Annotated in this window: 19 protein-coding genes, 1 pseudogene and 1 other annotated feature; of the genes and pseudogenes, 19 read left to right on the top strand and 1 reads right to left on the bottom strand. The window is 62.1% G+C overall.

Features of this window, described 5'->3' with window-relative positions:
• Positions 1-37: 37 nt before the first annotated feature.
• Positions 38-1,069 carry a protease SohB gene (sohB, locus tag ABSH63_RS00610; protein ID WP_352886441.1) on the bottom strand — a complete coding sequence of 344 codons (1,032 nt, stop codon included), beginning with the start codon at positions 1,067-1,069 and terminating at the stop codon, positions 38-40.
• 132 nt (positions 1,070-1,201) lie between these two features.
• On the opposite strand from sohB, the gene ABSH63_RS00605 reads away from it, so the two are divergent.
• From ABSH63_RS00605 to ABSH63_RS00515, 19 genes and pseudogenes are all read left to right on the top strand, one after another.
• Positions 1,202-2,194 (top strand): OmpA family protein, encoded by a 993-nt coding sequence (locus ABSH63_RS00605; protein ID WP_352886440.1) that lies wholly within the window; start codon positions 1,202-1,204, stop codon positions 2,192-2,194.
• A gap of 76 nt (positions 2,195-2,270) precedes the next feature.
• Positions 2,271-3,209, top strand: coding sequence for a site-specific tyrosine recombinase XerD (xerD, locus tag ABSH63_RS00600; protein ID WP_352886439.1), 939 nt, complete (start codon positions 2,271-2,273; stop codon positions 3,207-3,209).
• 71 nt (positions 3,210-3,280) lie between these two features.
• Positions 3,281-4,057 carry a DsbC family protein gene (locus ABSH63_RS00595; protein WP_352886438.1) on the top strand — a complete coding sequence of 259 codons (777 nt, stop codon included), beginning with the start codon at positions 3,281-3,283 and terminating at the stop codon, positions 4,055-4,057.
• A 536-nt stretch (positions 4,058-4,593) separates the two neighbouring features.
• Complete coding sequence (locus ABSH63_RS00590) at positions 4,594-6,582, top strand: polysaccharide biosynthesis protein (RefSeq protein WP_352886436.1); 1,989 nt, start codon at positions 4,594-4,596, stop codon at positions 6,580-6,582.
• Between the two features lie 86 nt (positions 6,583-6,668).
• Positions 6,669-7,589, top strand: a complete 921-nt coding sequence (locus tag ABSH63_RS00585) for a sulfotransferase domain-containing protein (RefSeq protein ID WP_352886435.1) — start codon at positions 6,669-6,671, stop codon at positions 7,587-7,589.
• Positions 7,589-8,812 carry an MATE family efflux transporter gene (locus ABSH63_RS00580; protein ID WP_352886434.1) on the top strand — a complete coding sequence of 408 codons (1,224 nt, stop codon included), beginning with the start codon at positions 7,589-7,591 and terminating at the stop codon, positions 8,810-8,812. Before ABSH63_RS00585 ends, ABSH63_RS00580 begins: the two co-directional genes overlap by 1 nt.
• Positions 8,809-10,170, top strand: a complete 1,362-nt coding sequence (locus ABSH63_RS00575) for a hypothetical protein (RefSeq protein ID WP_352886432.1) — start codon at positions 8,809-8,811, stop codon at positions 10,168-10,170. The genes ABSH63_RS00580 and ABSH63_RS00575 overlap by 4 nt, the downstream gene beginning before the upstream one ends.
• 224 nt (positions 10,171-10,394) lie before the next feature.
• Positions 10,395-10,510 (top strand) — a sequence feature (AL1L pseudoknot).
• The gene (locus tag ABSH63_RS15755; RefSeq protein ID WP_434223237.1) at positions 10,436-10,942 is read left to right on the top strand and encodes a hypothetical protein; all 507 of its coding nucleotides are present in this window, start codon (positions 10,436-10,438) and stop codon (positions 10,940-10,942) included. Its footprint overlaps the feature before it by 75 nt.
• Positions 10,943-11,013: 71 nt before the next feature.
• Positions 11,014-12,204, top strand: a complete 1,191-nt coding sequence (locus ABSH63_RS00565; RefSeq protein WP_352886431.1) for an EpsG family protein — start codon at positions 11,014-11,016, stop codon at positions 12,202-12,204.
• Between the two features lie 197 nt (positions 12,205-12,401).
• A pseudogene (locus ABSH63_RS00560) lies at positions 12,402-12,665 on the top strand (integrase core domain-containing protein); the annotation flags it as partial.
• Positions 12,666-12,858: 193 nt separating this feature from the next.
• On the top strand, positions 12,859-13,869 hold the full coding sequence (locus ABSH63_RS00555; protein WP_352886429.1) for a polysaccharide biosynthesis protein: 1,011 nt from the start codon (positions 12,859-12,861) through the stop codon (positions 13,867-13,869).
• Positions 13,870-13,995: 126 nt separating this feature from the next.
• Positions 13,996-15,105 carry a polysaccharide biosynthesis C-terminal domain-containing protein gene (locus tag ABSH63_RS00550; protein ID WP_352886427.1) on the top strand — a complete coding sequence of 370 codons (1,110 nt, stop codon included), beginning with the start codon at positions 13,996-13,998 and terminating at the stop codon, positions 15,103-15,105.
• Positions 15,102-16,244: a non-hydrolyzing UDP-N-acetylglucosamine 2-epimerase gene (wecB, locus tag ABSH63_RS00545; protein ID WP_352886425.1), complete on the top strand. Its 1,143-nt coding sequence runs from the start codon at positions 15,102-15,104 to the stop codon at positions 16,242-16,244. Before ABSH63_RS00550 ends, wecB begins: the two co-directional genes overlap by 4 nt.
• 4 nt (positions 16,245-16,248) lie before the next feature.
• Complete coding sequence (locus tag ABSH63_RS00540; RefSeq protein WP_352886422.1) at positions 16,249-17,454, top strand: glycosyltransferase family 4 protein; 1,206 nt, start codon at positions 16,249-16,251, stop codon at positions 17,452-17,454.
• Complete coding sequence (locus tag ABSH63_RS00535) at positions 17,444-18,316, top strand: sulfotransferase family protein (RefSeq protein ID WP_352886420.1); 873 nt, start codon at positions 17,444-17,446, stop codon at positions 18,314-18,316. Before ABSH63_RS00540 ends, ABSH63_RS00535 begins: the two co-directional genes overlap by 11 nt.
• A gap of 22 nt (positions 18,317-18,338) precedes the next feature.
• Positions 18,339-19,058 carry an FkbM family methyltransferase gene (locus ABSH63_RS00530; RefSeq protein WP_352886418.1) on the top strand — a complete coding sequence of 240 codons (720 nt, stop codon included), beginning with the start codon at positions 18,339-18,341 and terminating at the stop codon, positions 19,056-19,058.
• Between the two features lie 3 nt (positions 19,059-19,061).
• Positions 19,062-20,237 carry a DegT/DnrJ/EryC1/StrS family aminotransferase gene (locus ABSH63_RS00525; RefSeq protein WP_352886416.1) on the top strand — a complete coding sequence of 392 codons (1,176 nt, stop codon included), beginning with the start codon at positions 19,062-19,064 and terminating at the stop codon, positions 20,235-20,237.
• 33 nt (positions 20,238-20,270) lie between these two features.
• Positions 20,271-20,870, top strand: coding sequence for a sugar transferase (locus ABSH63_RS00520; protein WP_352886898.1), 600 nt, complete (start codon positions 20,271-20,273; stop codon positions 20,868-20,870).
• A 136-nt stretch (positions 20,871-21,006) separates the two neighbouring features.
• Positions 21,007-22,137, top strand: coding sequence for a polysaccharide biosynthesis/export family protein (locus ABSH63_RS00515; RefSeq protein ID WP_352886414.1), 1,131 nt, complete (start codon positions 21,007-21,009; stop codon positions 22,135-22,137).
• Positions 22,138-22,140 lie beyond the last annotated feature (3 nt).

Genomic DNA, 22,140 nt, shown 5'->3' with positions numbered 1-22,140 from the left:
GGATGCGAGGGCGAGCTAATGGTAGCGTCTGTCTCGCTCAGCGCCAGCGTGCACCGGCGCCGCTTTGCAGGCCGCGGCGCAGGTGCATGCCGAGCGTCGTCAAGCTGTGGGCGAGACGCTCGGCGAGGCGCGGCCGACGCTGATAGCGCAGCGCGATCAGCTCGGCCTCGTCGGCTTTCTGGAGCAGGAAATCATCGCTGGTCTGCAAGGCATCGACCAGCTTGAGCGCGAGCGCGCGTGCGCCGAACCAGTGCTCGCCGGTGGCGACCTTTGCCAGGTCGAGCTGTGGCCGGTGCTCGGCGATGAACTGCTTGAACAGCTGATGGGTGTCTTCGATCTCCTGCTTGAACTTGGCGCGGCCGGCTTCGGTGTTTTCGCCGAACAGCGTGAGCGTACGCTTGAACTCGCCCGCCGTGTGCAGCTCGTAGTCCACATCCATGCGCCGTAGCAGACGGTGAAAGTTCGGTAGCTGCGCGACCACCCCGATCGACCCCACGATCGCAAACGGCGCGGCGAGGATGCGGTTGGCAACGCAGGCCATCAGGTAGCCGCCGCTGGCCGCGACCTTGTCGATGGCCACGGTCAGCGGGACCGAGGCCGCCCTGAAGCGAGCGAGCTGGGAGGCGGCGAGCCCGTAGGCATGTACCAGCCCCCCTTCGCTTTCCAGCCGCAGCAGCACCTCGTCGCCAGGCTGGGCCGCTTGCAGGACCGCGCTGACCTCCTCGCGCAAGGCCTCCACCGCATGTGCGTGCAGATCGCCGTCGAAGTCGAGTACGAACACGCGCGGGCGCTCGGCCCGGTGCCCCTTGTGGCGTGCCTTGGCCTCGGCCTTGCGCTGTCGACGCAGTTTCTTGATCTGGGCGTCCGGCAGCACCGTCTCGCGCACCGCGTCGGCCAGGTCTTGAAATCGCTGGTTGAGGCTGCGCACATGCAGGCGTTCGCCGTCTCTGAGCGTGTTCAGCAAACGTACAGCGTTGAGCGCAATCATTACCGCTGCCGCCATGGCGAGCACCACCGTCACCGTCTTGGCCAAAAAGAGCAAATACTCCTGTAGCAGCGGTTCGAGCATGACGTGGTGCAAATTCAGAGGTCCAGCGATATAGTATTGGGCAAACCGGTCATTCTGCAGCCGCGTTTGCGGTCCGAAGTCAATTGCTGCGCGCCGGTTTGGGAACTCAAAAAGGAACTGACGAGGTCGACGATGAGAATAAGGGGATGCCTCCTGGCAGCTGCTGCGCTGACCGCGGTCCCGGTCGCCGCCAATGCCGAAACGATGTATCCGAAGTGGACGATCCAGGGCGGATACTCTCACGCCTTTGCCGATGGCGCACGCGCCTCCGGCGACGGATTGGGGTTCTTCGTCGGTGTCGGTGTGCCGATCACGCAGTACTTCAACATCGACCTCAGCGCCTACCACCACGGCTATGGTGATGATGGCGCGTCTCGTCCCAACGAGTGGACGGAGGACGCCGTGAAGGCCGACTTCCTGTTCTATTACTCGCGTAACCGCGTGTTCTCGCCTTATGTCGGCTTCGGCGCCGGCTGGGCCAGGAACAAGCTCGACGGTACGGGCTTTGACGAGGACGGCGGTTTCTTCGACGCGGGTGTCGGCTTCCAGACCTTCCCGTTCAAGAGCACCACGCTCGGTTTTGTTTACGACATCCGTTACCGTTGGCTGGATTCCGACAACAACGTTGGCGGTGAGGACCGCATCGAGGACGTGATCGCCAAGGTCGGATTCGTCGTGCCGTTCGGGGTGACGCAAGCGGCTGCTGCGCTGCCGCCCGTCAAGGAGACACCGCCGCCGCCGCCCAAGCCCGCGCCCAAGCCGACGCTGGGTGGCGAGCGCCGCTTTACCGACGTGCTGTTCGCGTTCGACAAGTCGGATCTGACGCCCAAGGCGATGAGCGATCTGGACAGCGCCGCGGCCACGATCAACGAGCTGTCCGAGCAGCATCCCAACTTGCGCGTCAAGGTCGACGGTCACACCGACTGGATCGGTACGGACGGCTACAACCTGGGTCTGGGCGAGCGTCGCGCCAGCGCGGTCAAGAACTACCTCATCCGCAAGGGCGTCGCCGCCGACCGGATCGACACCACGTCCTACGGCGAGTCCAAGCCGGTCGCGACCAACGAGACCGCCGAGGGCCGTCAGCTCAACCGTCGTGCCGAGATCCGCACGACCACCGAGTAAGCCTCATCGTGTGCGAATCGACCCCCGCTGTGACGCAGCGGGGGTTTTTCTTTGCGTGAGCTTCCAAGCGCGCCTCATGACCGTGCCGGATGCCGATTCCGCGCTCGATCCCGCCGAGAGCCAGGCTGCGATCCAGCGATTCCTCGACCGGCTGTGGCTGGAGCGCGGTGTCTCGCGCAATACCCAGGCGAGCTACCGCTCCGATCTGACGCTGCTGTCGCGCTGGCTGGCTGCGCGCGGCACGCCCCTGACGGCGGCGACCGAGGCCGATCTGCGCGACTACCTCGCCGCGCGCCGTCTGAGCCCGCGCTCGCAGGCGCGTCTGCGGTCCAGCCTGCGCCAGTTCTATCGTCATCTGCACGCCGACCGGCAACGTGACGATGATCCGACCGCGCGCCTAGACTCGCCACGAACCGGCCTGCGCCTGCCCAGGACCCTCCACGAGCGCGAGGTCGAACGTCTGCTCGAGGCGCCCGCGACCGACAACGCCCTGGGTTTGCGCGATCGGGCAATGCTGGAGTTGATGTATGCCAGCGGTCTGCGCGTCAGCGAACTGGTGACGCTCAAGCGGACCGGCGTGGACTTGCGCGCCGGCGTCGTCCAAGTGCTCGGCAAAGGGGGGCGTGAGCGTCTGGTGCCGATGGGTGAACATGCGATGGAGTGGCTGCAACGCTACCTGCGCGACGCACGGCCACAACTGGCCGGCGCCGGTGAGCCAGAGGGGCTGTTCCTCACCGCGCGCGGCCAGACCATGACCCGGCACAACTTCTGGCGGCTGGTCAAGCACTACGCCGCGCAGGCCGGCATCCGCAGCAGCCTGTCGCCACACACGCTGCGTCACGCCTTCGCCACCCATCTACTCGAACACGGCGCCGATCTGCGCTCGCTGCAGTCGCTGCTCGGTCACGCCGACCTGTCGACCACGCAGATCTACACGCACGTTGCGCGTGCACGTCTGCGCGACCTGCACGCCGAGCATCACCCGCGCGGCGACCGACGCCGCCCCGGCACCTGATCGTCCAGACCCGGGATATCCATCCGGGCATTGCTGTCATAATGGCGCCCCGCTTTCGCACTGGACGCCCCATGAAACGCCCCGTTTTCTCGTCGCTCGCGGCTGCGCTGCTACTGGGCCTGTTCGGCACCGGCTGTGCCCCGGAACGCGACCAAGCCCCAGCCGCCACCAGCGCGGCGCTCGACGATGCCGGACTCGAGGCGGTGCGTGATGCCGTCACCGCGGCCTTGCCACAGATCGCACGCGACAGTATCCAGCCCGCCGCGGTGCCCGGGCTCTACGAACTGTCCCAGGACGGAAACATCGGCTACGTCACCGGTGATGGCCGCTACCTGATCGATGGCGACCTGGTGGACCTCCAAGCGCGAGTCAACCTCACCGAGAACAAGCGCAAGCAGCAGCGTGTGCGCGAGCTGGCCGCGCTCGGCGAGGAGAACATGATCGTCTTTGCCCCGGAAAAGACCGATTACGCGGTGACCGTGTTCACCGACATCGACTGCGGCTACTGTCGCAAGCTCCATCGCGAGATCGACGACTACAACGCGCGCGGCATCGCCATTCGCTACGCCTTCTACCCGCGCTCCGGTCCGGGCACGCCCTCGTTCCGCAAGGCCGAAGCAGTGTGGTGCGCGGACGATCGTCGGGCGGCCTTGACGCTCGCCAAGCAGGGCGAAGAAGTCACTGGCGACGCCGATTGCGAGAACCCGGTCGCACGCGAGTACGCACTGGGCGCGCAGCTTGGCCTGCGCGGCACTCCCATGATGATCCTGCCGGACGGGGAGGTGATCAACGGCTACGTGCCGGCGGCAGCCCTGGCCGAGCGACTGCGGGCACTCGACCGCGGTTGAGCGCTCACCTCCGCGCCATGGCCCGGCACAGGTCGGAAGGATCCGGACGCGACACCCCAAACCCCTGCACGGCGCAGTATCGGCAACGGTGGCGCGGCGTGGCTACGCATTCGAATCCGGCTTCAGCACGCGGATCGGGCCGTTCCCGTAGTGCGAGAGTCGTCACATTCGACTGTGCCAGGCTGCGTAAAATACGATCCAGCGTAGGTTTTTGCGGGGGATCTCGTAGAGTCACCGGCGCAGCCACTCATTCCCGTGACCGTTGAGCGTGCAGAGGGTCCCGTATGGCGCGTGGATGCGCCCAGCGGATGCCGGAGCCTGGCGCGGTTGGTGACATGCCAGGTCGGAATTCTCAGCTGCGGCGCATCGCACCGCGTCGGGTCGTCTCTGGCTTCGAGAACTGGTGAGGGAGGCTTCCTCACGGCTACGGGGGAACGGTGTATCGTGTGGATGAGCAGCGACGAGAGTCGGAGTAAAGGGCGGCGGGTCGGGAATGGCCGAGCCCTTGCGTGCGCTGACCGAACGCGGGGTGGGGCATGAGCGCTCCGCTGCGGAGGCTGGCTCAGCGCCTGATCGCGCTCGACGCCCGCGTCAAATTGCTGATCGTCGTGATCGTGGACTGGGCGATCCTTACGCTCAGCGCCATCGTCGCCGTCGAGGTCACCAGCAGCCGCCCCCTCTTCAGCGGGCCTAACCTCAACGTGCTGCTGTTCGCTCCGCCGCTCGGCATCGCGCTGCTGTACCTTCTGCGCTCGTACCGCACCGTCATCCGCTTTGTCGGCAGCGAGTTTGCGGAGCGCGCCGCCGTCGCCCTGGCCCTGGCGCTGGCGCTGCTCAGAACCCTGCATCACCTGCACGACGACTTCCGCATCTCGCTGGCCACCCTGGGGTTCTTCGGACTGATCGCCTTCGCCGCGCTGGTGCTCGCCCGCGCCGCCGCGCGGGCTTTCCTGCGGGGCGATACGCCACTGACGACCAGCACACGGGTGCTCATCTACGGCGCCGGCGCCGCCGGTGCCCAACTGGCATCTGCGTTGCGCATCGGCCGCGAGTACAAGCCCGTCGCCTTCGCGGACGACCGCGCTGATCTGCGCGGACGTATGCTGCTCGGGCTCGCCATCTACGCGCCCGCCGATTTGCCCAGACTCAAGGCCCGCGGCGTGTTCGATCTGGTCCTGCTGGCCATTCCGTCTCTGGCCCAGTCCCGCAAGCGCGAGATTCTGGAATCCCTGGAAAAAATGGCCGTCAAGGTGCTGGTGATGCCGAGCCTCGACGACATCGCCAGCGGGCGCAAGCGCATCCACGACCTGCGGGAGGTGCAGATCGAGGATCTGCTCGCCCGCGACCCGGTGCCGCCGATACCGGAACTGCTCAGCCGCTTCATCGACGGCAAGAGCGTGATGATCACGGGCGCGGGCGGCTCGATCGGTTCCGAACTCTGCCGGCAGGCGCTCGATCTGGGCGCCAAGCGGCTGGTGCTGTTCGAGATGAGCGAGTACGGTCTTTACGCGATCGACCGCGAGCTGCGGGAGCGGCCCGCTGCCGAGCGCTGCGAGATCGTCCCCGTGCTTGCCAGCGTGCTCGACCCGCGCGCCTTAGAGGACGCGCTACGCCGTCATGGCGTGGAAACCGTCTACCATGCCGCCGCCTACAAGCATGTGCCGCTGGTGGAAGCCAACGTGGTCACCGCGGTGCGCAACAACGTCATCGGCACGAAGAACGTGATCGACGCCGCCGTCTCCTGTGGTGTTCGAAACTTTGTCCTGGTCTCAACGGACAAGGCCGTGCGCCCGACCAACGTCATGGGCGCCAGCAAACGGGTCTGTGAAATGCTGGTGCAGGCGGCGGCGCAGGAGCATCCGGGCATTCGCATGTCCATCGTGCGGTTTGGCAACGTGCTCGCCTCCAGCGGCTCCGTTGTGCCCCTATTCAAGGAGCAGATCGCCAGGGGCGGCCCGGTGACGGTGACGCATCCGCAAGTGACGCGCTACTTCATGACGATTCCAGAAGCCGCGCAGCTGGTGATCCAGGCAGGTGCCATGGGCCGGCACGGCGAAGTGTTCGTGCTCGACATGGGCGAGCCGGTCAAGATTCGCGATCTCGCCGAGCGCATGATCCACCTCAGCGGACTCACCGTGCGCGATCCGGTAACCGGCGAAGGCGACATCGAAATCCGCTACACCGGCCTGCGGCCGGGTGAAAAGCTGTACGAAGAGCTCCTGATCGGGGATCGCACGACGCCGTCGAACCACCCGCGGATACGATGTGCATTTGAGGAGTTCCCGACTCGTAGAGAGCTCGACACCTGGTTGCGTCAGGTGGGCCAAGCCCTCGGTGCAGGCGACAGCGACCAGACCATTGTGCAGTTGCGGCGCATCGTGCCGGGTTTTGTGACCCCCACACTCTTGCCGGGGGCAGTGAGGCAGATCGCTAACGCGCTGCCAAGTGATCAGCCAACGGACGCGGCCGTTCTCCGAGCGCCGACTGAGGTGGCTGTGCTAAGGCCCGTCAGAATTGCCCAATAGAGTTACCTAGCGCCGACTTTGGTGCCGCCGATAATGGGTAGCGCGGCACGCCATATCTTCCTGCTCCGGTCTGCAGATTCTCTTACATGAGATACCCGCCTCGTCGCTTAGATGGCCCCGACTTCATCATCGCGGGTGGCCACGAATGCGGCACAACCAGCCTGTACGCGATGCTATGCAGTCATCCGGGCGTCGAGATGTCTCCGGTGAAAGAGCCTCATTTCCTCGCCCGAAGGAGTTGCGCAAGACGGCTGCACCAGGGTGTCTGGTCTGCTACAGAGTACGAAAGTCTGTGGCGAAAACGAGATGGCCGCAGCCAGCGCGGCGAGGCCAGCGTCCTGTATCTGACATTTGCAGAGGAAGTTTGTGCGACGATCGAACGCGAGCTGATCCGTGCTCCAAAAGTGATCGTGAGTGTTCGTAATCCAATTGAGCGTGCCCGTTCGTCGTATCTGGACACGCGGTTGAAAAATCCATGCGAATTGGCACCGTGTTTCGAGGACGCAGTCGCACGTGAGCTTGCGAGTGGGCCCTGGCGAATCGATGGTGCCGACTCACCTACACTGCGTCATCTCGCGCTCGGTCGGTACTCCGAGGGGATTCGACGTTTTCAGGCTCAGCTCGGTCGAGAAAATGTCTTGGTTGTTCTATTCGATGACTTCGTTACGAAACCGCAACAAGTCGTTGCTTCGATACAAGCATTCATCGGCGTAGACTGCGCCCAATCAAGTGTCCCTCTGCACCGCAACAAGGGGGCAGTCGTATGGAAAAACCAGGCCATCGAGTTGACCATGCGCAGCGGGGCCGCGGTTGCCACTCGACGATACTTGCGCAAGGTGGCGCCCAAGTTGCATCAGCGATTTTCTAGAGTGGTTCAATCTCGTTTTGTGACTCAGGCGCCTCTTATATCGCCTTCGGTTCGGAAGCAGTTGGTCGAGCTTTACAAAGATGAAGTCTGCAGTCTGGAGGAATTGCTAGGGCGTTCTCTCAGCCACTGGTTAGAGTGATGCTCCGCACTACGAACATCGCCCTTTTCGATCAATGCATCTGGTCGGTCACCAACTTTCTCGCAGTGGCACTTTTTGCACATGTGGCGAGTCCGGAGGAGTTCGGGCAGTTTTCCCTCGCGTTCACCGTGACCATATTTGTTAGTGGGCTCGCAGCCGCATTATCAGGTGAAGTGCTCGCGGTCGCTCGCGTTGATCTGAGAGCTGCTTCCAAAAACGACCGCCCACCGGACGACCAGTTCTTTGCACAAAAGGCACGCGCAGCGGGGATCACGGCGATGTTGGCGATGGTAGGCGCGATCGCCGTGTCCGTGGTGATGGTGTGGTTCGCGGGGAACTTGACGGTCATTGGAGTGTGGGTAGCCGTAACGGCGCCCGCAGCGATCTGGGCCGAGGGCATGCGAGCGATGGCGTACGCCCAGCGTAAGACGAGAGTAGCGTTCTTGATTTCATCAGCATGGTTGGCTGGACAAGGTTTGGCTACACTCATCGTAGGCCTGGGCATGGGAAGATTAGACCATACCGCTGTGCTCACTGGATGGTTCTGTGGCGCCATGGCGTCCGCGGTCGCCTCCAGCCTCGCCACGGCGCAGAGGCTCCAGTTCCGGGGCGCAACAAGAGCCGAATGGCGCAGACGTTGCAGTTTCGGCTTGGAGTACGCTGTTACCGCGGGAACCATGAATCTTACGGTCGTGCTTGCAGCAGCTTTTGTCGGAGTTGTGGAGGCAGGCTTGATGCGTGCCCTGCAAACCGCATTTGGGCCTGTGAACGTCTTAATGGTCTCCATCCGGAACGTGGTAGTGCCTGTTGCCGCGGAACTGTATCGCGGACACCGCCTGTGGAACGTGTCGGTGCAGGCCACCCTTGCAGTGGGTGGTGCCAACGCCCTGATGTGGTTCCTCTTGGCCACCTTTCCCGACTTGGGGCGACTGATCATGGATGAGAACTGGCCCGCTGACGCGGGTGTGGTGTCGGGCTTTTCGCTACTTAGGCTGGCAGCGGCGGCGATATTTGGAGCGCTCGTCGTATTTCGCGCACTAGATGTTACCCGCCTGAGCGTGCGGTTGCATTTGTTGTCCAGCGGTTTACTGATAATTACTTTCTCTGCCTACCTACAATTTGGACTTGAACCAGCGCTGTGGGCGGCGGGCGCTGCGTACAGCGCCGCTGCCGCGCTCTGGTGGTTGATTGCGCGGCGTCTGGTGACGACGTCTGTAGCATGATCGAATTGACGAGATCCCACCATGCCGTTGTAGGTGCGGCCCATCAGCCCTCTGCTGGCAGGCGAGCCGGACTTTGCTCTTTGGGCCTCATCATGGGTCTGGCCGTGGCCGCCGACCTAGTGACCGTGCAGGCCAATGGATTTGAAAAGCCGGCGTTCATCGTGGCGATGGCGCTTCTGGGCGCAGATCTACTGTTGCGGCTCAAGAGTGGCTTGAATCGGTTGGTCGGTTGGCGTCTGCTTACATTGACGGCCACACTCGGGATTTCGGGATTCATCGGCGTGCCCTTCCGTGAAGGCGGCACTGCATTTTATACCGCTGGAGATCTCGGGGTGGTCGTCGCCCCCGCCATGATTGCGCTGTCCATGTCATCCTGGAAAGATGCGGCGAGATCATTCTTTGTTCCGTTTTTTGCCGTACTTCTGCTTGCGTCCCTACTCGCCGGGGTCTTAGCTGTCGACGGCAGCCGCTTTGAGGCCCCACCGCTGATACTGGTGGCGGCGATCGGCGCGGCTGCGGCCATAGCTCGCAAGCGCAAGTCGCGGGTTCTGGCCTTCGCCATCTTGATCGGCTTGGCGCTGCTTGCACTCATGTCGGGGGAACGCGCCAGTCTGCTGCTCAGCCTCGCGGTCCTGGCGTTCACTCTCGGTGTGTGGTTCCGACTGACGGCGAGCAAACTGATTCTGATCACGCCTGTAGTCATGCTTTTTATCGTCAGTTTGCTGGATAGTGGCGTGTTGTCGAGCCTCGCATCAAGGGCGCTATCGATCGAGGCTGTGTCCTCGTCGCGCATCGTCGCGCTCGGAGTTGGTAACAAGGCTGACGATGCATCAACGACCGCCCGATTGCTGGAAGCGCAAGACGTCATCGACGAGATGATCGAACAGGCAAGTCCATTGATCTGGATGTTTGGTAATGGACACGGGGCAACTTATCAGCCGCGATTGTCATTCATCGACCGGAATGTCGGCGAGGACAATCGAGTCCATCATATTCACGTAGGGCCTGCCATGGTGCTGTATCGCTACGGTCTGGTGGGTTTGGCACTCTATGCGGTACTTCTGGTGAGTTCAGTGGTGTATGCCTGGCGTGCCTACCATTTTTTTCTTTATGCAAGAGTGAGGGGTCACGCGCCCGATGGCTTGGGGGCGTTTCAGGCACTGTGCTCTTTGGCGCTGCTCTTGTATGTCATCAATTCATTCACTCATAACTCATTTGCCAGCCTTCCATTTGCAGTTGCATTGGCGGGAGCATTGAGTCTTGACCGAGGTCGTCCCAAGCCACGAGCTATCGTCGGGTTCAGGGTGAATCGCCCGATTGTCCCGGGGGCTCTTCCCCTCGAGAGGACTGAGCGATGAAAAAGCCAGCGACGTATTCACCCGAGGTACGGGAGCGCGCGGTTTGGATGGTGCTGGAGCATCGAGGCGAGCACGGCGTGCCATGGGTGGCGATGGCATCGATTGTTCGCAAGATCCGCTGTGCGCCCGAGATGCGGGCGGCAGGCCGAGCGCGATCGGATCGAGCCGCTGGAGCGCGAGAATCGGGAGCGGCGGCAAGCCAACGAGATCCCGCGCAAGCTCAGCGCGTAGTGTGCCTGGCGGAGCTCGACCGCCGGTTCGAGCCATGGCGGTGTTCATCGACGATGACCGTGCCGACCACGGGGTTGGGCCGATCTGCGACGTGCTGCCGATCGCCCCGTCGACGCACTACGTTCAGGCAGCACGCGGCCGCGATCTCCGCGGGAAGGTCCTCAAATTGTGTCTATATTCGGCGGCCGGTGCTGCATTCGTGAGTGGCGTTTTGGCGATTCATGCGGAGGATCTTTCCCTCATTGCCTTCGGTAGCGGGAAACTCTCTGATGAACAACTGGATGACATTATAGAGTTGACGCGGTTGTATCTGATGGCTGCACCCATGTCAGTAGCTCTCGCGGTTGTCGCGCAAGCAATGCAGATGATGCGCTCGGCAACAATCGCTGCCATTGCGGCGCTGGTCGTATTTGTAACTAAGTTGCTATTGCTTTTACTTTTCGGAGAAGAACTTCACCGAATCGTACAGATTCATGTGTTTGCCGTGAGTTTGCTGCTCATTGCCATTCTTTTCTGGTTCTGGGCGCGCACAAAAGAGTGACCGTAAGCTCCCGACAAGTGGACTATCATTCGCATACACACGGATCCTCTCAGCAGACGGCTAACCAACTCGTGACAATCTACTTTGCTTTTCTTGCTGTTCTATTGCTTGCCGCTGCTGCAGAGTTTACTGCAGGACAACGAGGCCTCCCGTATCAACTTTCACTCGGCGTCACCACCATCTTTGTCGCTGGTCGCTTTGAAACCGGTAACGACTGGCTGAGTTACCGAGAAATCTACACATCCCTGCCCGGACTCGCTGATCTGTCGTTCAGCGACCTTGTCGCGTACTCTGCGGTCTTGGGCAAAGAGCCGGGGTACCTACTTCTGAATGTCGTCCTGAAAACTCTGACTTCCGATTTTTATGCCGTAACCTGCACTTGCGCCTGCTTTCAGATCTGGTCACTCAATCGCTTTTTAAAGACGGTCACACATTATCGCGCGACCGTGCTCGCAATCTCGGTCGGCTGGCTGCTATTCTCGGTCTACTTCTCAGTTATCCGGCAAGGGGTTGCGATTGCCTTCTTTTTACTCTTCATACTGGCCTGGTGCGATGGGCGGCGCTGGACCGGATTACTGCTGGCACTTCTTGGAACGGCGTTCCATGTAACCGTAATTATTTACCTCGCAATCTTCTTTCTCGCACGCACGGTACAGTTGAAGTCGGCTTGGAGCATTTCCTTCTGCGCCGCCTATGGATGGGCTCTCGCGTCAATAGTGTTTGATGTCACGCTGTCTGGACTACTGCTCCAACCGCTGACTAATCTGCCAATTGAGCTGATCGCAAGCAAGATAACTTACTACATTGGTGAGCGATCGAGTGCCGGCAACTTTTCCACCAGCTCCATCGACGTCGCCTACGTACTCATTGCCTCACCGACTATCTTTTCCATTCTCAATCGGATGCGGCCGGGATCCATGTCGCCGATAGAAAAGGCGATGCTCGGGTTTTCTGTGATTGCGATACTCTGGCAACTGCTGTTCATTAATGAAACTGTGCTGCGTAATCGAGTGATGTATGTTGCGTATACCTTTCAGTTTATCCTGATCACGCATTGGATCGCCTCAAAGGGCCTTCAGGCCAAGGTCATCTATATAGCAGCAGTTGCGTCGGTGTACGCCCTGTTTTATGGGATGTTTCTCGGCGCACCGTACTCTAAGACGTTTGTCCCCTACCAGTCGGCATTCGGGCATTATGTGCTGGGGGAACAAAGCACTGGAGAGACTCGAACACGTGAAGTGCTACGAGATGTGTACAAGTAGCTCGACGTTGTCGCCTCCCCCTAAACTCGGTCCAAGGATAGCTGGAGGTCTCCGGGCAAACTACACGCCCCAGGAGGCTTTCAATGCGCAGGAGCAAATTCACTGAAACCCAATCGTCCGGACGCTCAAAGCGGTCGAAGCCGGACGACAAGTCCGCGTTGTATGTCGCGAGCTGGGCATTTCGGAACAGACGTACCTGGGCGTACGAGCGCGGTGTGCAACTGCGGCTGATCCAAGCAGGCAAGCCGAACCAGAACTCCTATGTCGAATCCTTCAACGGCCGCCTGCGCGACGAGTGCCTGAACGAGAACTGTTTGATCCACCTGCTGCACGCCCGGGCCATGATCGAAGCCTGGCGCCGGGAATACAACGAGGAGCGACCGAAGCAGGCATTGGGCGGGCTGACACCGAGCGCCTATGCCAGGCAACTTGCATCGGCTACCATCCAACCCGGACTCTAGATCGAACCGCTACTGAAGGTGGGGGGATGTCGGTCTTACCCGGCGCGATGGCTCCGCGTCCGTCATGATCGTGTTGACGACATCTTTACAAAACATCGACACGTCGAGCCTCGGTGAAAAGTGATCGTGGTGATGGCGAAACACGCTATGTGAGTGATTTTTTGATCCGACTTAATGCTGCTTATTGAAACTCATGAAAGTTATCGTCACCGGCGGTACCGGCTCCTTTGGCCGCAAGATGGTCAACAAGCTGCTCACGCGCAGCGATGTGTCCGAGATTCGGGTATTTTCGCGCGATGAGTGGAAGCAGGATCAAATGCGCAATGAGATCAAGGATGATCGCGTGCGCTATTACGTGGGCGATGTGCGTGACCGTTTGAGCGTGGACGGCGCGATGCGCGGGGTGGATTTCTTGTTCCACGCCGCGGCGCTCAAGCAGGTGCCGTCTTGTGAATTCTTTCCACACGAGGCGGTGCAGACCAACGTGCTCGGCTCCCGCAACGTCGCCTTGTCGGCGATCGCCCATGGCGTGAAGCGGGCGGTGTTCCTGAGCACCGACAAGGCGGTGCAGCCGGTCAATGCGATGGGCATGAGCAAGGCGCTGATGGAGAAGTCGGTTCAGGCCGAGTCGCGGCGACTCGGTGACGGCGATACGGTGCTGGCGACGGTGCGCTATGGCAATGTCATGTACAGCCGCGGCTCGGTGATTCCGTTATTCGTCGATCAGATCGCCCGCGGCCAGCCGTTGACGCTCACGGTGCCGGAGATGACACGCTTTCTGCTTTCGCTGGAGCATGCGATCGAGCTCGTGGATTTTGCTTTGCAGAACGCACGTCAGGGTGATCTGTTCGTGCGCAAGGCGCCGGCATGCACGGTCGGCGATCTGGCGCAGGCGGTGCTGGAGTTGTTCGAGTCCGATGTCGGGACCAAGATCATCGGCATCCGGCATGGCGAAAAGCTTTACGAGACGCTGGCCAGCCGCGAGGAGCTGGGCCGCTCGGAAGACATGGGCGACTACTACCGGATCTCGATGGACGATCGCGATCTCAATTACGAGAAGTATTTCTCCGAAGGCGATCGCGATGAAGCGGCTCGAGACGATTACCACTCGCACAATACCCAGCGCCTCGACGTGGCTGGTGTGAAAAAGCTGCTGCTGACGCTGCCGGAAATTCACCAGGCCCTTGCCGCGAGGCGCCGATAGGCGTCAGGTTCGCAGACTGGGCACGGAACAGGGGGATGGGTCAAATGACGCACCATCATCGGCGGGCGGACATCCACATTCGCGCCCCCGTGTTCAATCCATCCGACTTCGTCTGATCACATCACGATGAGAATCGCCATCACCGGAGCCGAGGGGTTCATCGGCTGGCATCTGCGCTGCCATATCCATGCGCGCAAGGGCTGGCAGGCCGTGTCGATCGGACGCGAGATCGCCGCCGATCCGGATCGCTTCGCCGCGGCCGTGCACGGCGCCGACGCCGTGGTGCATCTCGCCGGGGTCAACCGCGCAAGCCCGGAGGATCTGCTGCAGGGCAACCAGTTGGCGGCCCGCCAGCTCGTGCAGGCGCTCGAGGCGGTGGGCTTCAAAGGGCGTTGCATCTACACCTCGTCCACGCAGGCCGGTGCGGACCATCCTTACGGCAAGGGCAAGCAGGCCGCCGGCGAGATTCTGGCCGAGAGTGCGGCAAGACAGGGTTGGTCCCAGCTCAACTTGATCGTGCCGCATGTCTACGGCGAATACTGCCGCCCTCACTACAACTCCGGTGTGGCGACGTTTGCGCACGGCATCGCCCGGGATCAGCCGTTTGACGTGAATGCAGCGGGGCGGCTCGAACTTTTGCACGTCGGTGATCTGGCGGAGCATATCCTCGCGGCGTGCGAGGGTGGTGCGGTTGGCAGCGAGCGATTGCACGGGGAGTCGATCAGCGTCGGCGAGGTGGTCGAACGCTTGCGATCGCTGTGGAGCCAGTACCGGGCAGATGAGATCCCCGCGCTCGGCTCACGTCTGGAGCTTAACCTGTTCAACATGCTGCGCGGCTATGCATTCCCCGAGTTTTATCCGCGCGCCTACACCCTGCGCAAGGATCCGCGTGGCGGCCTCGCGGAAGTGGTGCGCGCGCATCGCGGTGGACAGATGTTCTTCTCCTCGACCAACCCCGGCTTCACCCGCGGCAATCACTACCACTTCCACAAGGTGGAGCGGTTCGCGGTTATTGCCGGTCAGGCGCGGATCGAGATTCGCCGCTTGTTCACGGATGAAGTACACAGCTTGGACGTGAGCGGCGATGCCCCTGTGTTCATCGACATGCCGACGCTGCATACGCACGCCATCACCAATACCGGCTCTGGTTCCCTGCTCACGCTGTTCTGGAGCCACGAGTTTTTCGATCCCGCTGCGCCGGACACCTATCCTGAGCCCGTTCGAGTGCCGCAATGAGCATTTCCAAGCTGAAGGTCATGACGATACTCGGGACGCGACCCGAGATCATTCGCCTGTCGCGTACGATGGCTCTGCTCGACCAGGTGTGCCGGCATGTTTGCGTACATACCGGGCAGAACTACGATTACGAACTCAACGAGATTTTTTACCGCGATCTGGAGCTGCGCAAACCGGACCACTACCTGGGCGTCGATGCCTCCACACTGGGGCGGGCCCTCGGCAACATCCTGATCGAGACTGAACGTGTCCTCGCCCAAGAACGGCCCGATGCGGTTCTGATTCTCGGCGATACCAACAGCGCGATCGCCGGAATCATGGCCAAGCGAATGAAGATCCCGCTGTACCACATGGAGGCGGGGAATCGCTGTTTCGACCAGAACGTCCCGGAAGAGACCAACCGCCGCATCGTCGATCGGATCGCGGATTTCAATCTGGTGTACACCGAGCATGCGCGCCGACATCTGCTGTCGGAGGGTTTTCCGCATCGGCGCATCTACCTGACCGGATCCCCGCTGCGTGAAGTACTGGAGTACTACCTACCCAAGATCCGCGCGAGCGACGTTCTACGGCGTCTCGAACTGGAGCCGGGCAGATTCTTGTTAGTCAGTCTGCACCGCGAAGAGAACGTGGATCATCGCGACAAACTCTCCGGGTTGGTTGCCACGCTGGATCGCCTCGCCGGTGCTTTTGGGGTGCCCGTCATCGTCTCGACGCACCCGCGGACGCGCAAGCGTCTGGAGGCTCTGGGCGTCGGCTCCTCGGCCTCGCTGCGCTTCATGCCGCCCTTCGGGTTCCTCGACTACAACCAACTCCAACTGAATGCACGCTGCGTGCTGTCGGACAGCGGCTCGATCACCGAGGAAGCGTCCATCCTCGGTTTTCCGGCTGTGACGCTGCGCACGGCGATGGAGCGGCCGGAGGGACTGGACACCGGCGCCATCATCCTCACCGGTCTGGATCCGGATATCATCGAGGCCTCGATCCGCCTGGTCGTTGCCGAGCATGAAGCCGGCAGACGGCCACCGATTCCGGCGGATTATCAAATCACCAACTGCGCGCAGCGCGTGGTGCGCCTGATCCTCGGTACGAGTCGGCTCAGCAACGGCTGGGACGGCATCCTGCGGCCAGGGGACTGAGCGCATGAGGATCACATTCGTGCATCGGCACTTCTGGCCGGAGCCTTTAACCTATGCGCTCATGCTGCGCCATATCTGTCTTGCGCTGGCGGCACAGGGGCACGAAGTCTCAGTGGTGTCCGTACGCACGGCGAAGACGCAACGCCCTGATGACTCGACGGAGCTCGCGGGCGTGCGTGTCCTGCGCATCACGCTTTTACCTGAGCAAAAGCACCAATGGCTCCGGCGTCTGCTCAACACGGCGTGGTACTTGCTGGCGGCGAGTGCCATCGTTGCCCTCGGTCGCCGTGCCGATGTTGTTGTCGCAGCGACCACGCCGCCGGTTTTACCGGCGTGGCTGATGTCGACGATTTGTCGGGTCAGACGCATGCACTTCGTTTACCACTATCAAGACCTGCATCCGGAGTCTTTGTCGCTCATTGGTGCGATCCGGCCGTCCTGGCTTTTGAGCGCGCTCTCGGTGTTGGACCGTGTATCGACTCGCCGCGCGGTCCGGCGTGTCGTGTTATCGAACGATATGGGGCGGGCGCTGCAGTCGCGCCCGCGATGTGGTGAGCTCGACTACACCGTTCTCAACAACTTTGACCCCGGTGAGGTCGAAGCGCCCACCGATGCCGATACGCCGGTCCAGTTGCCGGGGGCGGGCATTCGCGTCTTGTTTGCCGGGAATCTGGGGCTGTTCCAGGGGCTCGAGGAGGTCATCGACGCGTTCACGGCCTTGGGTGAGCAGCGCGAGGTGTGCCTGATTCTGCTCGGGGACGGAGCGCTCCGATCGCGCCTGATTCAGCGTGCGGGTGCCTGTCTCGGCAAGACTGTATTCTTCCTCGATCGATGCACGCCGGAGCAAGCCAAGCGCGTCATGCGCGCGGCGGATCTCGGGCTCGTCAGCCTGAGCCCGGGCGTGATCCGCTACGCATATCCCAGCAAGGTGATGACCTATCTCGATGCCGGCTTGCCGCTGCTCGCGGTGGTTGAGCCGCAGAGCGAGCTGGGGAGAATGATCGTCGATGTCGGTATCGGCCACGTCTGTGCGCCGGGATCGGCGGAGCACTTGGTGCAGACGCTGAAGGTAATCGCGGAGAAGCGGGTGCCGTGCGAGGATATGCGTGGACGCTGCCGCGCCATCGCCACTGAGCGTTTCCACCGGGAGCAGGCCTTGCGACGCTGGGTCGACCTGTTTGCAGACGTAGAGACTGGCCGTGCGCGCTGACGACACCGCGGTCGTGTTGCTGGGTGCCGCCCGCTCCGGTACCAAGTTCCTGCGCAGCGTGATCGCGGCGCCGGACGGCTTTTGCGCGACGCCGTTCGACTGCAATCACATCTGGCGTCTGGGCAATGCGCGCGCAGTGCACGATGAGCTCGATCCACAATCGATCTCGGAACGCGATGCACGGGATATTCGCGCTGCGCTCTGGAAGCTTGCGTGTCCCTCGCCGTCGGAACGGGTCGGCAAAGTGCTCGTCGAAAAGACGGTCTCGAACGCCCTGCGCCCGGTGTTCGTGGAGCGGGTCTTGCCGGGAGCCCGCTATGTGGTCTTGCTGCGAGATGGTCGCGACGTCGTCGAATCGACATTCCGCATGTGGATGTCGCCGCCGGATGGTCCCGGGCTGCGCCGCAAGCTGGCCGCGCTACCTGCGCGCGCGCTACCTTACGCGCTCTGGTATGGGGCGAACATGGTGGCCGGCAGGCTGCGCGGTCGCAGCGTGGGTATCTGGGGTGTGCGCTACCGCGGCATCCAGCGCGATCTGCAGAACCTCACGCTGCCCGAGGTGTGCGCATACCAGTGGCGACACTGCGTACAGCGATCGCTCGAATTCGCGTCCGGCTTGCCGCCGGACCGGTGCGTGATCGTGCGCTACGAGTCCTTGATCGCCGACCCGAATGCGCTGACGCCGGTCTGCCGCATGCTGAACCTGGACGCTTCGGCGAGCGCACGGGTGCACCATGCGCTCAGCTCCGGAATCCAGCGCCAACCATCGCGATGGGATACCACCTTCGACGCCAGTACGCGCGAGCGGATTCTCGACATCATCGGCCGTTTGCAGGCGCAGTTGGGCTATCCGGTCGCATAAACAACCCTCACTACTTGACACGATGCTCTACACACTTAGCCGTTTCTCTCCGTTGCACCGGATGCTGCGCAAGCTCGCGTACACGGTGCTGTGGCGTTTGCCCGGCCCATTCAAGGAGTGGGCGCTCCATGCCATCCTGGGCCGCAGGTTGCCGTACCGCGTCGTCGAAGCCGGAGATACGGTCATTCAGATCGGCGCACCCTGGGACATCCTCAAGTCGGGACGCTCGCGTTTCATCCACTTTCTGCGGCGCGTGGGACCGACTGGCAGGGTCGTGGTCATCGAACCGGATCCGACGAATGTCCATCATCTGCGGGAGTACGTTGCGCAGCGCGGCATACGCAATTTGACGATCGTGCCCAAGGGAGCATGGAGCCATCCCACGCGCCTGCGCTTTCTAGTCGATCCGAGCAACCCTGCCGCGAATCTCGTGGAGGATGTGTTGGACAGCACGCGCACCGATCTGGGCCGGTTCCAGAGCTCGGAAATCGAGGTGGATACGGTCGACCGCATCGCCAGCGATCTTGGACTGCACCCGGTGCGCATGGTGAGCATCACGTCCAACGGCTCCGAGAATCGCATTCTGGAGGGCATGCGCGAGGTGCAGCGAAGCGCGGAGTTCATCGCCACCATCGGTGAATATCGGCGCTTCCCGCTGCTCGCGGAGTATGGCTATGTGCCGTTCGGTGGCGACGACCGCGGCTACACCTTTCGCAAGCAGTCATTCGCCGGGGGAGGGTGAGCCGTGCTCGACAGGACTGATTTCATCCCGTTTGCCGCACCCAGCATCGGCGAGGAGGAAGTGGCTGCTGCGACTGCCGTCATGCGCTCCGGTTGGTTGACCACCGGCCCCAAGGCGCGCGAGTTCGAGGCAGCGTTTGCCGCCTATCTCGGTGGCGGCGAGGCGATCGCCGTGAACTCGGCGACGGCCGGGCTCCATCTCGGCTTGGAGTCCTTGGGCGTGGGGCCCGGAGATGCGGTCGTCACCACCGTCTATACCTTTACCGCGACGGCGGAGGTGATCCGCTACCTCGGTGCCGACCCGGTGTTCGTCGACATCGACCCCGATACCTTGAACATCAGCGTGCAAGGATTGCGCGATGCACTATCGCGCAGGCGAGTCAAGGCCATCATCCCGGTGCATTTCGGCGGGCAAGCCTGCGAGATGGACGAGATCGTCGAGCTGGCTCGCTCGCATGGCGCGGCCATCATGTCGGATGCTGCGCACGCCTTGCCGACAACCTACCGCGGCCGCCTCGTGGGCGCACTCGACGACGACATCAGTGTCTTTAGCTTCTACGCCAACAAGACTCTTTGCACCGGCGAGGGCGGCATGGTGGTGACGCGCAACAAGGCGCTCGCCGAGCGGATGCGGATCATGCGCCTGCACGGCATCAGTCGCGACGTATTCGACCGCTTCCGCTCGACCAAACCGGCGTGGTACTACGAAGTCGTGGCTCCAGGCTTCAAGTACAACATGGGCGACATCGCCGCGGCGATCGGCATCGAGCAGTTGCGCAAGCTGGAGGACATGAGGCGTGCGCGACAGTCCATTGCCGAGCGGTATCTGGCAGCGTTGCGAGCGCTTCCGCTGAAGCTGCCCATAGTGGCCCGCACGGATGATCTACATGCCTGGCACTTGTTCGTGATCCAACTGGACTTGGATCGCCTTCGGATCGATCGCGATCGATTCATCGAGAGCATGAGTGCCGCTGGCATCGGAACGAGCGTCCATTACATTCCGCTGCATCTGCATCCGTACTGGCGCGATACCTACGCGTTGCGTGCAGAGCAGTTCCCGGTCGCATCAGCGGTTTATCCGCGTGTGGTCAGCCTGCCGATCTATCCGGGGATGAGTGATGTCGCAGTCGGACGGGTGATCGATGCCGTGCGCCAGATCCTCTTGGATGCGTCGCGCTGACCAGCGTCCGATGCGGGTTTTGGACGAGTGAAAATGCTCAAGCGCGCTTTCGATTGCAGTTGTGCCGCACTCGGCTTGGTGGCGTTGGCGCCTGTGTTCGCGGTGATCGCGATCCTGATCCGAGCCGACTCCCCGGGGCCGGTGTTCTATCGTCAGGTCAGGGTGGGCCGTCATGGCGAGTTGTTCCGGATCTGGAAGTTCCGCACGATGACGCACGTTCAGCCGGACGGCGCTCCACAGATCACGGCGGCCAATGATGCGCGCATCACGCGGATCGGACGGGTGTTGCGCCGCTTTAAACTGGATGAGCTGCCGCAGCTCATCAATGTGCTCGTGGGCGAGATGAGTTTGGTCGGGCCGCGCCCCGAAGTGCCGAGGTACGTTGCGCTTTACCCGACGCACCTGAAGGAAATTGTATTGTCGGTTCGGCCTGGGATCACGGATCTGGCCTCGCTCAGCTTTCGCCATGAGAGCGAGATCCTGGCCCGGTCCAAGGATCCCGAGCGGGAGTACGTGGAAGTCGTGCTGCCGCAGAAGCTGGCGCTAAGTGCGCAGTACATCGCGACACATAGTCTGAGATCCGACCTTGTGCTCATCATCCGAACGCTGGCCCGGGTTTTCCGGCGAGCGTAAGCGTGCGTCATGGACTGATCTTTGATCGCACGGTTGCGATCGTTTACCCTGCCGTGTCCACGCAGCACGGTCGGCGCCCGACCTGTCGAGATAATAGGGAATCAAGGTGAAACTGGCTCGGAATCTCGCGGCGTGCATGCTCGCCGCCGCAACATCGGCTTGCTCGATCCTCCCCGGTATGCATGTGACCGGGGTGGGGAGTATCGACGGCAAAGACAAGGCCGTGGTGAAGAACGGCAGCGTCACCGAGTATCGGGCGCAGCTCGACAACGGCGAGTGGATCGGCTATCGCGTCGTCGAGGTGTCGGCTCAGTCGCTCGCGCAGATTCGCCAGGAGACGGACGCGATCTGGCCGCCGTTGCCGCCGGAGTTCGAGCAGATTACGCCCGATCAGGTCCCTCCGGAATACCGGATCGGGCCGGGCGACGTGGTTCTGATCGTCGTCTGGGATCACCCCGAGCTGTCGGCGCCCTTGGGCGATCGTTCGGACATTGTCAACGCCGGCCGCTTGGTTTCGGCGGATGGGACGATGTTTTATCCCTACATCGGTGAGTTCAAGGTCGCGGGGATGACCGTGGGCGAATTGCGGGCTTTCATCGCGCAGCGAATCTCGCGGGTGATCACCAGCCCACAGGTCGACGCGCGCGTGGTCGCGTTCCGCTCGCAGCGTGTGCAGGTGACCGGCGACGTCCAGTCGCCCGGGACGGTGACGCTCGATGACACGCCCAAGGGGGTGCTGGAGGCGATCAACGAGCGCGGCGGACTCGGGCCGGCGGCGAGCCGCAGACGCGTGCTATTGACCCGCGGCGGCGTGAGTTATCCACTCGATCTGGCTGGCATGCTCTCGGGTGATCGTCCGGTGTCGAATCCTCGGCTGATCGCCGGCGACATCGTGCACGTGCCAGACAACTCGAACGATCTGGTCTTCGTGCTCGGCGAAACCACCGAGCAGAAGCAGATCGTGTTGCAGCAGGGCAAGACCACGCTCACCGAGGCGCTGGCGCAGGCCGGCGGTCTGGACAAGCTCCGCGCCGATGATGCCGGGGTCCTGGTGTTTCGTCGACCTTTCGCGCAGGGGTTATTACCAACGATCTACACGCTGGACCTTGATCATCCGCTCGGCCTGATGCTGGCCGGGGAGCTGGTGCTGCATCCGCGCGATGTCGTGTACGTCAAAGCGACGGACTTTGCCAAGTACAATTCGGTCATTGGACAGTTGCTGCCGACGATTTCAGCAGTGTTCCAGATCGATCGCTTGACGCAATGAGCG

This window comes from Sinimarinibacterium thermocellulolyticum (assembly GCF_040327995.1).
Classification (GTDB): Bacteria; Pseudomonadota; Gammaproteobacteria; order Nevskiales; family Nevskiaceae; genus Solimonas; species Solimonas thermocellulolyticum.
The sequence above is the reverse complement of the archived record's forward strand: the minus strand, read 5'-3'. Positions and strand labels throughout refer to the sequence as shown.